This window comes from Lentzea sp. NPDC055074 (assembly GCF_053608005.1).
On record NZ_JBSGUQ010000005.1, the window covers coordinates 143,754 to 155,987 of the forward strand.

Below are 12,234 nucleotides of genomic sequence, written 5' to 3' on the forward strand. Positions count from 1 at the left end.
GACGTGACCGTGATCCTCAACGAGGGCGACGCCGCCGGAACCACCGGTGCCGCCTCGGGCAGCCCAGTCGACGCCGCTCCCGACCCGGAGAAGGCGATGACGCGCGGCAGGCTCGTGCTCATCCGCTTCATGCGCAACAAGCTGGCGCTGATCGGCCTGGTGGTCATCATCGGGATGTACCTGATGGCGTTCGTGGGCCCGCTGCTGTCGAAGTGGACCTACGACACCCAGGACTACTCGGCGTTCCTCGAGCCGCCCTACTCCGAGCACATCTTCGGCACCGACAAGATCGGTACCGACATGTTCGCGCTCACCATGCGCGGACTGCAGAAGTCCCTGATCATCGGCCTGCTCGTGGCGCTGATCTCGACCACCATCGCCGCCGTCGTCGGTGCCGCCGCGGGCTACTTCCTCGGTGTCGCCGACAAGACGCTCATGTGGGTCGTCGACCTGCTGCTGGTGCTGCCGTCGTTCCTGATCATCGCGATCCTGAGCCCGTGGTTCCGCGGCAAGTCGTGGTTCCTGCTGGTGGTGATGCTCGCGGCGTTCCAATGGATGATCACCGCCCGCATCGTGCGCGGCATGACGCTGACGCTCAAGGAACGCGAGTTCGTGAAGGCGGCCAAGTTCATGGGCCAGCCGGCGCGCAAGATCATCGCCAAGCACATCGTGCCGAACATGGCGTCGCTGCTCATCATCGACGCGACGATCAACGTCGGTTCCGCCGTGCTCGCCGAGACGGGCCTGAGCTTCTTCGGCTTCGGCGTGCAGTCGCCCGACGTCTCGCTCGGCACCCTCATCGGTCTCAACGCGGAGTCCGCGACGACCTTCCCGTGGCTGTTCCTGTTCCCGGCGGGCTTCCTCGTCGTGTTCGTGCTGGCGGTGAACTGGGTCGGCGACGGACTGCGTGACGCGCTCGACCCCACCTCCACGCGCGTGCGCCGCAAGGAGAAGAAGGACACCAAGGAGAAGGCCGCCTGATGACCACCTCGGAGATCCAGTTCGACGCACCCGCGGACGCGGTCGTCGACGGCCCGGTTCTGCAGGTCGAGGACCTTCAAGTGTCCTTCCCCAGCGAGTCCGGCCGCGTGCACGCCGTGCGCGGGCTGAGCTACCAGGTCTCGCCCGGCGAGGTCCTCGGCATCGTCGGCGAGTCCGGTTCGGGCAAGTCCGTGTCGTCGCTCGCGGTCATGGGCCTGCTGCCGTCCTCGGCGCGCATCAGCGGTTCCATCAAGTTCCAGGGCCGTGAGCTCATCGGCCGCAGCGACACCGAGCTGTCGAAGATCCGCGGCCGCCGCGTCTCGATGGTGTTCCAGGACCCGTTGTCCGCGCTGACGCCGGTCTACACCGTCGGCGACCAGATCGCCGAGGCGATCCTGGTGCACAAGAAGGGCGCGGTGTCGAAGGCCGCCGCGGCCAAGCGCGCGGTCGAGCTGCTCGACCTCGTCGGCATCCCGAACGCGGCCGAGCGCGTCAAGGCGTTCCCGCACGAGTTCTCCGGCGGCATGCGGCAGCGCGCGGTGATCGCGATGGCGATCGCCAACGACCCCGACCTGATCATCGCCGACGAGCCGACCACCGCGCTCGACGTGACGGTGCAGGCGCAGGTGCTGCAGCTGCTCGAGACCGCGCAGGAGGTCACCGGCGCGGGCATCGTGATCATCACCCACGACCTCGGCGTCGTCGCCGGGTTCGCGGACCGCCTGATGGTCATGTACGCGGGCCGCGCTGTCGAAAAGGGCAAGGTCGACGAGATCTACCAGCAGCCGCGCATGCCGTACACGCTCGGCCTGCTCGGCTCGATCCCGCGTCTCGACTTCAGCGAGAAGCAGGCGCTCGTGCCGATCAAGGGCCAGCCGCCGTCGCTCACGGACCTCCCCCCGGGGTGCCCGTTCGCGCCGCGCTGCCCGATGGTCTTCGACGCCTGCCACACCGCCGAACCGCCGCTGGTGGACGTCGACGGGTCGCTCGAGCACGCCGCCGCGTGCATCCGCACCAACGAGATCGCCGCGGCCGACGCCGACGGCGCCGAGGCCGCCGTCGAGATCTTCGGTGCCGAGGTGGCCGACGAGCCCGAGGTCGCGAAGATCCCGCGCGAGGAGCGCGACGTCGTGCTGGGCCTCGACAACCTCGTCAAGGAGTACCCGGTCAACAAGGGCGTGGTGTTCAAGCGCCGCGTCGGCACGGTGCACGCGGTCGCGGGCATCTCGTTCGACATCCGCGAGGGCGAGACGCTCGGCCTCGTCGGCGAGTCGGGCTGCGGCAAGACCACCACGCTGATGGAGATCCTCAACCTCCAGAAGCCCATGGGCGGCGAGATCTCCGTGCTCGGCACGAAGTCGTCCGAAGTGGACAGCAAGCGCCGCTTCGCGATCCGCCGCGACATGTCGGTCGTCTTCCAGGACCCGATGGCGTCGCTCGACCCGCGCCTCACGATCCACGACTGCATCGCCGAGCCGATGCAGGTCCACGGCTACGCCAAGGACGAGATCAACCGGCGCGTGCCGGAGCTCATGCGGCTCGTCGGCCTGCGTCCCGACCAGCTGTCGCGCTACCCCGGTGAGTTCTCCGGCGGTCAGCGTCAGCGCATCGGCATCGCGCGGGCGCTCGCGCTCGAACCGAAGCTCGTCGTGCTCGACGAGCCGGTGTCGGCGCTGGACGTCTCCATCCAGGCGGGTGTCATCAACCTGCTGGAGGAGCTCAAGTCCAAGTTGGGCCTGGCCTACCTGTTCGTGGCACACGACCTGTCGGTGGTGCGCCACATCGCGGACCGGGTGGCCGTCATGTACCTCGGGAAGATCATCGAGATCGGCGAGGTGGACTCGGTGTTCGACTCGCCGCGCCACCCGTACACGCAGGCACTGCTGTCGGCGATCCCGATCCCCGACCCCGTCAAGGAGCGTCAGCGGGAGAGGATCATCCTCACCGGCGACCTGCCGAGCCCGGCGAACCCGCCGTCCGGCTGCCGCTTCCGGACCCGCTGCTTCCTGCACGCGTCGCTGCCGCCCGAGAAGCAGCGCCAGTGCATCGAGGTGGAACCACTACGCGAAACGCAGGCCGCGGACCACGAGGCCGCCTGCCACTTCGCCCAGATTCGCCAGGTCCTCTGATGCATCCGTCGCCTCAGAACAAGACCAGCGAGCACGAAGGAACAGTGTCCCCGGCAACTGGTGTCCGGGCACGAGGGAGGTTCACGACAGTGAGTCGACGTACCAAGGTGGGAGTGATCGCCGTTGCTGCGGTCGCGCTCACGCTTACCGCGTGTGGTGGGCCCAGCAACAACGGGAACTCCGGGCTCAAGGGCGCGGACAACACGATCGGCCAGGCGGACATCAACCCGCAGGACGCGGCCAAGGTCAAGGACGGCGGCGAGTTCCGCTGGCCCGTCGACCAGCTGCCGGACAACTGGAACTACAACCAGCTCGACGGCACCAACGCCGACGGCCGCCGCATGATCGACACGATGATGCCGAACCTGTGGAAGCAGAAGGCCGACGCGACGTTCGAGCTCAACAAGGACTACCTCGAGGACGCGAAGCTCGCCTCCACCGAGCCGCAGGTCCTCGAGTTCAAGATCAACCCGAAGGCCAAGTGGTCGGACGGCACCGCGATCTCGTGGCAGGACTTCGAGGCCATGTGGAAGTCGCTGAGCGGCGCCGACAAGGCCTTCGAGGTCGCCGGCACCACCGGCTACGAGGACATCGAGAAGGTCGAGAAGGGCGCGTCCGACCAGGACGTCAAGGTCACCTTCAAGAAGAAGTTCGCCGAGTACAAGGGCATGTTCTCGCCCCTGTACCCGAAGGCGATGTCCTCGGTCGCCGAGGAGTTCAACAAGGGCTGGGCCGACGCCCCGAAGATCACCGCCGGTCCGTTCAAGATCGGCACGATCGACCGCACCGCCAAGCTCGTGACCGTGGTCCAGGACCCGGCGTGGTGGGGCGACAAGCCGAAGCTCGAGAAGATCACTTTCCGCCAGGTCGACCGTCCCGCGCTCGCGGACGCGCTCGCCAACGGCCAGATCGACTTCTTCGACATCGGCTCCAGCATCGACAACTTCACGCGTGCCAAGTCGATGCAGGGTGTGACGATCCGCCAGGCGATCACGCCGGACTACTCGCACATCACGTTCAACGGTGCGGACACGTCGATCCTCAAGGACGCGAAGCTCCGCGTCGCGCTGATGCGCGGTATCGACACCAAGACCATCACCAAGGCGCTGCTCGGCCAGATGATCAAGGGCGACGCGCAGGTCACCGGTAACCACTTCTTCCTGCTGGGCTCGGCCGGCTACAAGGACAACTCGTCCGTGGCGTCGTTCGACAAGGAGGCCGCGAAGAAGCAGCTCGACGAGCTGGGCTGGAAGCTCGAGGGCGAGACGCGCAAGAAGGACGGCAAGGAGCTCGTCGTCCGCTACGTCATCCCGACCCCGAACCCCACCTCCGACCAGATCGCGAAGCTCGTGCAGACGCAGCTGAAGGAGGTCGGCGCCAAGATCGACATCCAGGCCGTCCCGTCGGCTGACTTCTTCAAGCAGTTCGTGAACGTCGGCAACTTCGACATGACCGGCTTCCGCTGGCTGGCCTCGGCCACGCCGGTCTCGGACAGCAAGGGCATCTACGCGCTCGACCCGGCCAGCACCAACCAGAACTACGGCCGCATCGGGTCCGAAGAGGTCAACAAGCTGCTCGAGCAGGCTGTCGGCGAGCTCGACGACACCAAGCGCCTCGAGATCGCGAACGAGGCCGACAAGAAGATCTGGGAGCTGGGCCACCAGATCCCGCTGTACCAGCTGCCGGGTGCGGTCGCGATCAAGAGCAACGTCGCCAACATGGGTGCCGTCGCGTACGCGAACCGTCCGTACGACTACATCCACATGGGCTTCACCGAGTGATGTGTAGTTAGCTGTTCCTGACGGCCCGGCGGGTCTCTCCGCCGGGCCGTTTCTTTCTGTTTGGAGCTCGTTTTGCTGCGTTCCCGGGTTCGTGCGCTGCGTTATGGCCTGTTGACCACGGCGGCCGTGCTGGTCGTGTGCTTCGTCGTCGCGTTGTTCTCGTGGCTGTCCTATTCGGACGATCGAGCCGCGCTGGCGTCGCTGACGTCTCGTGGCACGGGCGAGGTCGTGTCCTATGCGGACGGTGCCGTCGAGGTGCGGTGGCCGGAGGGGACCGCGCGCGTCGCGTACGAGAACGGAGAGCGCGTCGTCGGGAAGCAGACGCAGGTGGCGTTCGACCCGGCCGACCCGTCGCGTGCCGTGATCCCCGGCTCCGATGTGTTCGTGGAGGCGGACCGGGCGCTGGGTGGCGTGACGTTCGCCGCCGCGGTGGTGCTGCTGGTGCTCTTCGCCGGTCTCGTGCGGGTGCTGCTGGCGGTGCGGACCACGCGGTCCGCGGCCTCCCAGGTGACCGTGCGGCGGATCCGGCTGCAGTCCGGGCTGATGGTGCGGTCGTGGCTGGAGATCGAGGGCAAGACCGAGCGCTGGCTGCCCGTCTACTACGACCCGGTGCTCGTGACGCTGCCGTCGCCGTCGACCGTCGAGCTGCGCGGCAGGATCGCCGTGATCGACGGCGTGACCGTCTACCCGTCGGGCCGCCCGGTGACGAGGCACCCGCGCGGCCGCCGCCTCGACAACCCCGTGCAGCCCGATCCGGACACGCGCGCGCCGCGGGGCCTTCTCGCCCAGCTGCGGGTCGACGCGGTGTTCATGGTGCCCGCGCCGATCGTCGGCCTGTTCTGGGCCTACCTCGACGGCAGCGGGTTCGTCGGCTGGATCACGGCCACCGTGGTCGCCGCGGTGCTGGGCCTGTGGTGGGCGGCGTTGCGGGGTTCCGACCCGTCGTAATGCTTTGTGTTCGGCGAGCGACCTCCTGGGAGTAGGAGGCCGCTATGACCGACGTCACATTGCGCGTGCACGAGGACGGGGCCGACGACGAGCGCATCGAGCAGCTCACGGGGTTCCTGGGGACCGAGTTGCGGGAGCTCGCCGCCGTCTCTTCCTCTCCTTCCGGCGAGGCCCCCGCGGGCGCCAAGGCCGTCGACCCGCTCGAGCTCGGCACCCTCCTGACCACGATCTCGTCGTCCACGGTCCTGGCCGCGCTGATCAACGCCGTGTCGTCGTGGCTCGGCCAGCGCCGCGACCGTTCGGTGACGGTCGAGGCGGACGGTGAGCCCCTGGAGCTGACCGGTGCCCCGACGGAGGCGGAGCTGGCGCGGCGTTCCGCGTGGCTCGGCCGCCACCTGCACCGCTACGCGCTGATCATCGCGAGCCACGAGTTCACCGACCCCGGCCTCTCCGCGCTGCGGGCCCCGGCCCACGACGCCGCCCGCCTCGGCGAGGTGCTCGCGGACCCGCGCATCGGCGCCTTCCACGTGCGGACCCTGATCAACTCCCCGGCCGCCGAGGTGAACGAGGCCGTCGAGGACTTCTTCGCCGACCGCACCCCTGACGACCTGCTGGTCCTGCACTTCTCCGGCCACGGCGTGAAGGACGAGGCAGGGGAGCTCCACTTCGCCACGTCCAGCACCAAGCTGACCCGCCTGGCCGGCACCGCCGTGTCCGCGGACTTCGTGGCCCGCCGCATGAACCGCTCCCGCTCCCGCCGGGTCGTCCTGCTCCTGGACTGCTGCTACTCCGGAGCGTTCGGCCGCGGCATGGTCGCCCGCGCCGGCGGCTCCGTGGGCCTGGAGGAACAGTTCGGAGGCAGCGGCCGAGCCGTCATCACCGCCTCGTCGTCGATGGAGTACGCCTTCGAGGGCGCCGCCGTGGCCGACTCGTCCGAGGGTGAGCCGTCCGTCTTCACCTCGGCCCTGGTCGAGGGCCTGGAGTCGGGCGACGCCGACCGCGACCAGGACGGCCACGTGGGCCTCGACGAGCTGTACGACTACGTCTACGACCGGGTCCGCCGCGTGACCCCGCACCAGACTCCCGGCAAGTGGATGCTGGACGTGCGCGGCGACCTGCGCATCGCCCGTCGTGCGCGTCCGGTGTCGGTGCCTTCCTCGCTGCCCTCGGAGCTGCAGGAGGCGATCGACCACTCGTTGCCCGGGGTGCGGGCCGGGGCGATTCCCGAGCTGCGGCGGCTGTTGTCGGTCGCGCACGAGGGGCGGGTGCTGGCGGCTCGGCTGGCGTTGCGGCGGCTGACGGAGGACGACAGCCGGATGGTGGCTTCGGCGGCTCGGGAGGCGTTGGGGGAGAAGCCCGCGTCCGCCCGTGCCGGCACCGCACCCGCGGCGGGCACCGCGTCTTCGTCCGGACCCGGTACCGCGTCCACACTCGGTACCGCGTCCGCACTCGGCACCGGACCCGGCACCGCGTCCGGCATCGGGCGCGCACCCGTGTCTGCTGCCGTGCCCGCGGCCTCGGCTCGCAAGCCCGCCACCGCACCCGCCCCGACCTCGAGGCTGCGCGCCGAGGACGACACGACAGCCCGAAAACTGTCGGTGCCGCCTGAGAAGATTGGGATGGGGGGTGAATCCCCCCAGGGGGCCGGCCAGTCGGTATCGATTCCGAACCACCAGGTGGCCGCCGCGCTGCCCCGCCTCGCCGCAGGCCTGGCCCTCTCCCTGCTCGTCCTCAGCCTGATGACGGTTCCCGGCGGCATCGTCCGAGTGCTGGCCGAAGCGGGCCCCAACACCTTCTTCTTCGCCGCGATCTGGCCGTGGGCCCTGGTAGCGGCCCTGTTCGTGATCACCTGCCGCGACCACCCCTGGGCGCAGGGAGCCGCACTGGGTCTGCTGGCCGGCACCACCGGCCTGTTCAGCGGCGGCGAGACCTACGAGTGGGTCCCGTACGCACTGGCCGCCACGGCCCTGGCCCTCGCCACCACGACCACCCCGTGGTGGCTCGCCCTGACCGCAGGCGCGCTCGGCGCGCTGGGCGTCTACGTCGTCGCCTACGCGGGCGGGGACCTGACCTCCATCAACGGCGACGGCGAGGACGTCACGGTGATCGCCGCCGCGGTCGCGCTCGTCGCACTCGCGGCCTACCGCACCTGGCTCGACAAGCGGTGGCTCAGCACGATCGGGCCCGCGCTACTGCTGCTGGACGCGGTCATGACGCTGACCGCCGAGGTCCCGCTGTACGTCACCCACGCCGCCCTGGCCGGGCTGGTCGTCGTCCCGCTGATCATCACCCTGAGCACGGGCACCGCCCGGTTCGCGGCGGTGACGGCCGTCGCGGCCGGGGTGCTCGTCCGCGCCAACGACTACGTGTCCGCCGGCGAACCCACGTTCACCACCGTCGCCCACGTGAGCCTGCCGCTGGCCGCCGCGCTCGTCGCCTACTTCTCGCGTTCGCGCTGAGCCTTGCGGCGCTTGCCCTCGTGCATCGCGACGACGCGGGCGACCGGGATGGTGTGCCCCTCGGCCACCAGGTCGTCCGGCAGCCGTTGCGGCGCGGGCATCAGCGTCGTCCACGGGTCGCCGTCGAACCTGGTCTTGATCGTGAAGTCGGCCGGGGTGACGTCGGCCAGCGAGTCCCACGGCACGGGGAACGAGATCGGCAGGCCCTCGCGCAGCCGCGGGCTGTAGGCGGCGACGACCGTGGCTCCCCAGGCACGGGTCGAGTCGAGGAACACCTTTCCGCCCCGCTCCGCCTTGATGTACGCCGTGGTCGCCAGCGACGGGTCGAGTTTCTCCGCGCGCGCGGCCACCGCACGCGTCGCCGCCGCCACGTCGTCGGGGGAGTGCTCCTGCAGCGGCACGAAGATGTGCACGCCCTTGGCGCCGCTGGTCTTCACCACGCTCTCCAGGCCCGCGTCGGCCAACGCCGCGCGGATCAGCAGCGCCGACCCGACGACGACGTCGAAACCGGCGCCCTCCGGCGGGTCGATGTCGAGCACCATGTGGGTCTGGTGGTGGTCCTCGCCGAAGTGGTCGCCGAGGTACAGCGGCACGTGGTACTCGACGGCGCGCTGGTTCGCGAACCACATGAGCGTCTGCTCGTCGTCGCAGATCGCGTACTTGATCTTGCGATGCGACGCCTCCGCCCAGACCTCGACCGTGCGCACGTACGAGGGCGTGTACTTCGGGACGTTCTTCTGCATGAACGGGTCCTGGCCGCGCAGGATCCGCCACACCGACAGCTGCCGCCCGGCGAGCACCGGCACGAACCTGTCCGCCACGAAGTCCAGGTACTCCACCAGGTCGCCCTTGAGCAGGCCTCCGAACAGCGGCTGGTCGAGCGACGAGAACTTCAGCGGGCTACTGCTCATCGGGGACCTCGAGTTCGTCGCGGGCGGCCCACTCCAGCAGCGGTTCGATCGACCAGACCGCGTCGTCGATCCCGGCGTGCAGGTCGCCCAGTTCGGCGTAGCGCTTCGGCACGGTGGCGATGGTGAACTCGTGCGGGTCGACGTCCGGGACCTCGTCCCACCGGATCGGCGTGGACACCGTCGCCTCGGGATGGCCGCGCACCGAGTACGCGCTGGCGATCGTGCGGTCGCGCGTGTTCTGGTTGTAGTCCACGAACACCAGCGACGGGTCGCGGTCCTTGCGCCACCACGTCGTCTCCACGTCGTCGGGCGCGCGGCGTTCGACCTCGTGCGCGAACGCCAGCGCCGCCTTCCGCACGTCCTGGAACCCGTGGTCCGGCTTGATGCGCACGTAGATGTGCAGGCCCTTCGACCCGGACGTCTTCGGGAACCCCGTCGCGCCCAGTTCGGCCAGCACCTCCTGCACCACCAGCGCCACGCGCCGCACCCGGTCGAACGAGCACGTGGGACCGGGATCGAGGTCGATGCGCCACTCGTCGGGTTTCTCCGTGTCCGCCGCACGGGAGTTCCACGGGTGGAACTCCACAGTGGACATCTGCACGGCCCAGATCACGTCCGCGATGTGCGTGACGCACAGTTCGTCCGCATGCCGGTTGTAGCGGGGGAAATGCACCCGCACGGTCCGCACCCACGGGGGCGCGCCGTTCGGAAGCCTTTTCTGGTGCACCTTCTCGCCCGTGACGCCCTCGGGGAAGCGGTGCAGCATGCACGGCCGTTCCCGCAACGCGCGGACGATCCCGTCACCGACGGACAGGTAGTAGTTCGCGAGATCCAGCTTCGTCTCGCCGCGCGCGGGAAAGTAGACGCGGTCGGGGTTGGAGATCCGCACGACGCGGTCCTCCACCTCGAGCTCCACAGCCGGGGACTTGCCCATGCCCACCAACCTAACCGGTCGTCCGCCTCGATCCTCGTAGTTTGCGGTGGTGGACCTCTTTTCGCTTGCCCTGGGGGCGCTCCTGAGAGCGGTCGGCGAGCTCACCGCCGGCGACCCGTTGGCGGCCCTGACCCGCAGGCTCGCCGCCGCGTGCGGGGAGCCGTGGATGCTGAAGCACCACGTCGACGACGTGGGCAGGCGGCATTGCGTGCCGCGGCTGCACCACCTCGACCTGCTCCAGCACCTGCCGCGCCGAGCGGGCCCTGGCGCGGTGCCGCGAGATGCTCGACCAGATCGCCGGACCACTCCCCAGGACGTGGTCCGACGTGGACGTGCTGCTGGTGGGAACGGGACGGCGCGCCCCGAGCGAGTCGGAGCGCGCCGGGCTGGGAGCTCTGGAGATCCCGTACGTGCTGGGCTGATGTCTGCCTAGTCCTGCTCCTCGGCCTCGAGCCGCGCCTTCTCCGCCAGCCGCGCCTCCTCGGCCTTGAACTCCTTGTAGGTGGCGCGCTCGCGCACCAGCCAGTCCGGGTTCTCGGTCTTGAGCGCGGTGATCTGCTCGGTCGTCAGCGCCTCGGTGATGCCGGCGCGCACGAGGCCCGACGTCGAGATGCCGAGCTTCTGCGCGATGAGCTGCTTGGGGTGCGGGCCGTTGCTGCGCAGGTCCGCCAGCCACTGAGGCGGGTTGGCCTGCAGTTCGTTCAGCTCGTCGCGCGACACGACGCCAGCCTGGAACTCCTCGGGCGTCGCCTCGAGGTACACGCCGAGCTTCTTGGCGGCGGTGGCGGGCTTCATGGTCTGCTGCGACTTCATGCGGAAAAGAGTAACGGGCTCGTCCGGTAGCCTCAGCACGTGACCGGATCGTTCACGCTCGCGTACGTCCCAGGCGTGACGCCGGGCAAGTGGGCGCGGGTCTGGCAGGAACGCCTGCCCGACACCGAGCTGACCCTCGTGCAGGTGCCCGTCGCCGCAGCCGCCGCGAAGGTGCGCTCCGGTGAGGCCGACGCCGCGCTGCTGCGGCTGCCCGGCGACCGCGAGGACCTGCACGCGATCCCGCTCTACACCGAGACGAGCGTCGTCGTGTTCCCGAAGGACCACGAGTTCGCCGCCGCCGACGAACTGTCCCTCGCGGACCTGGCCGAGCACGTCCTGTGGCAGCCGCTCGACGACGCGCTCGTGTGGGAGGAGCCCGCCGGGCAGGAACCGCGGTACGACCGCCCGGAGACGGCCGCGGCCGCCGTGGAGATCGTCGCGACGGGCGTCGGCCTGCTGGTGGTGCCCCAGTCCCTCGCGCGGCTGCACCACCGCAAGGACCTGAAGTACGTGCCGCTCACCGACGCACCGCAGTCCCGCGTCGCGCTGTCGTTCCCGATCCGCGACGAGAACCCCGAGCTGATCGAGCACCTGATCGGCATCGTCCGCGGCCGCACGGTCAACAGCACCCGCGGTCCCGCGCCGGAACCGGCCAAGAAGCAGGTTCCGAAGAAGCCCCAGCAGCGACGGGGTCCCGCGCCCCAGCAGAAGAAGCAGCCTGCCAAGCGCGTGAAACCCCGTCGCGGTCGCTGAGTCCTGTCAGGACGGAGTCACTGGTTCTGCGCGGCGATCTGCTCGCGCATCCGGTCCTCCTGCGCCTGGATCTCGGGCGTCAGCGCGTCACCGAACGCCTCGGGGCCGTGGATCTGGCGGATCTCGACCTCGCCCTCCTGGAACGGCGCCTTCTTCAGCCACTCCACGGCGTCCTGCAGCGACGGCAGCTCCCAGATCCAGAAGCCCGCGATCAGTTCCTTGGTCTCGGTGAACGGGCCGTCGATCACCGTCGTCGAGCCCTTGCCGTCGAACGCGACGCGCGCGCCCTTCGAGCTCGGGTAGAGGCCGTCACCCGCGAGCATCACGCCGGCCTTGACGAGCTCCTCGTTGTAGTTGCCCATCGCGGCCAGTTCCTCGGTGGTGGGCATGACGGAGTTCTCGGTGTCCTCGTTCGCCTTGACGATGACCATGAACCGCATGTCGATCTCCTCTGGCTGGTGTCCGGTGTTGTTCTACCCAGCCGTCGATCGGCGCCCCCGTCGTTTCGACCGGCTTCGTCCGATT

11 protein-coding genes are annotated in these 12,234 nt (G+C 69.4%); 7 read left to right on the forward strand and 4 right to left on the reverse strand.

What is annotated here, in order from left to right; all coding sequences use genetic code 11:
* Positions 1-3: 3 nt before the first annotated feature.
* From ACWF7A_RS13900 to ACWF7A_RS13920, 5 genes are all read left to right on the forward strand, one after another.
* A complete protein-coding gene (locus ACWF7A_RS13900) occupies positions 4-981 on the forward strand; it encodes an ABC transporter permease (protein WP_452250810.1) in 978 nt (325 codons plus the stop codon).
* Positions 981-3,110: a dipeptide ABC transporter ATP-binding protein gene (locus ACWF7A_RS13905; RefSeq protein ID WP_452250811.1), complete on the forward strand. Its 2,130-nt coding sequence runs from the start codon at positions 981-983 to the stop codon at positions 3,108-3,110. The genes ACWF7A_RS13900 and ACWF7A_RS13905 overlap by 1 nt, the downstream gene beginning before the upstream one ends.
* Positions 3,111-3,223: 113 nt before the next feature.
* A complete protein-coding gene (locus ACWF7A_RS13910; protein WP_452250812.1) occupies positions 3,224-4,891 on the forward strand; it encodes an ABC transporter family substrate-binding protein in 1,668 nt (555 codons plus the stop codon).
* A 72-nt stretch (positions 4,892-4,963) separates the two neighbouring features.
* The gene (locus ACWF7A_RS13915) at positions 4,964-5,839 is read left to right on the forward strand and encodes a hypothetical protein (RefSeq protein WP_452250813.1); all 876 of its coding nucleotides are present in this window, start codon (positions 4,964-4,966) and stop codon (positions 5,837-5,839) included.
* A gap of 44 nt (positions 5,840-5,883) precedes the next feature.
* Positions 5,884-8,298 (forward strand): caspase family protein, encoded by a 2,415-nt coding sequence (locus tag ACWF7A_RS13920; RefSeq protein ID WP_452250814.1) that lies wholly within the window; start codon positions 5,884-5,886, stop codon positions 8,296-8,298.
* On the opposite strand, the gene ACWF7A_RS13925 is transcribed toward ACWF7A_RS13920, so the two are convergent.
* Both ACWF7A_RS13925 and ligD read right to left on the reverse strand, forming a co-directional pair.
* Positions 8,277-9,209, reverse strand: coding sequence for a DNA polymerase domain-containing protein (locus ACWF7A_RS13925; protein WP_452250815.1), 933 nt, complete (start codon positions 9,207-9,209; stop codon positions 8,277-8,279). The genes ACWF7A_RS13920 and ACWF7A_RS13925 overlap by 22 nt on opposite strands.
* Positions 9,199-10,143 carry a non-homologous end-joining DNA ligase gene (ligD, locus tag ACWF7A_RS13930; RefSeq protein WP_452250816.1) on the reverse strand — a complete coding sequence of 315 codons (945 nt, stop codon included), beginning with the start codon at positions 10,141-10,143 and terminating at the stop codon, positions 9,199-9,201. The genes ACWF7A_RS13925 and ligD overlap by 11 nt, the downstream gene beginning before the upstream one ends.
* 281 nt (positions 10,144-10,424) lie before the next feature.
* Here ligD and ACWF7A_RS13935 point away from each other — a divergent pair, with 281 nt between their 5' ends.
* Entirely contained in the window at positions 10,425-10,565 is a 141-nt protein-coding gene (locus ACWF7A_RS13935) for a hypothetical protein (RefSeq protein ID WP_452250817.1), read from the forward strand.
* A 7-nt stretch (positions 10,566-10,572) separates the two neighbouring features.
* On the opposite strand, the gene ACWF7A_RS13940 is transcribed toward ACWF7A_RS13935, so the two are convergent.
* Positions 10,573-10,938, reverse strand: a complete 366-nt coding sequence (locus ACWF7A_RS13940; protein WP_452251148.1) for a DUF5997 family protein — start codon at positions 10,936-10,938, stop codon at positions 10,573-10,575.
* Positions 10,939-10,995: 57 nt separating this feature from the next.
* On the opposite strand from ACWF7A_RS13940, the gene ACWF7A_RS13945 reads away from it, so the two are divergent.
* Positions 10,996-11,709: a LysR substrate-binding domain-containing protein gene (locus tag ACWF7A_RS13945; protein ID WP_452250818.1), complete on the forward strand. Its 714-nt coding sequence runs from the start codon at positions 10,996-10,998 to the stop codon at positions 11,707-11,709.
* Between the two features lie 17 nt (positions 11,710-11,726).
* On the opposite strand, the gene ACWF7A_RS13950 is transcribed toward ACWF7A_RS13945, so the two are convergent.
* Entirely contained in the window at positions 11,727-12,149 is a 423-nt protein-coding gene (locus ACWF7A_RS13950; RefSeq protein ID WP_452250819.1) for a YciI family protein, read from the reverse strand.
* Positions 12,150-12,234 lie beyond the last annotated feature (85 nt).

What these genes read in the sequence shown, in the direction of transcription:
- ACWF7A_RS13905 (WP_452250811.1), top strand. Translation starts at nt 981, where the DNA reads ATGACCACCTCGGAGATCCAGTTCGACGCACCCGCGGACGCGGTCGTC.
- ACWF7A_RS13920 (WP_452250814.1), top strand. Translation starts at nt 5,884, where the DNA reads ATGACCGACGTCACATTGCGCGTGCACGAGGACGGGGCCGACGACGAG.
- ACWF7A_RS13925 (WP_452250815.1), bottom strand. Translation starts at nt 9,209, where the DNA reads ATGAGCAGTAGCCCGCTGAAGTTCTCGTCGCTCGACCAGCCGCTGTTC.
- ligD (WP_452250816.1), bottom strand. Translation starts at nt 10,143, where the DNA reads ATGGGCAAGTCCCCGGCTGTGGAGCTCGAGGTGGAGGACCGCGTCGTG.
- ACWF7A_RS13935 (WP_452250817.1), top strand. Translation starts at nt 10,425, where the DNA reads ATGCTCGACCAGATCGCCGGACCACTCCCCAGGACGTGGTCCGACGTG.
- ACWF7A_RS13940 (WP_452251148.1), bottom strand. Translation starts at nt 10,938, where the DNA reads ATGAAGCCCGCCACCGCCGCCAAGAAGCTCGGCGTGTACCTCGAGGCG.
- ACWF7A_RS13950 (WP_452250819.1), bottom strand. Translation starts at nt 12,149, where the DNA reads ATGCGGTTCATGGTCATCGTCAAGGCGAACGAGGACACCGAGAACTCC.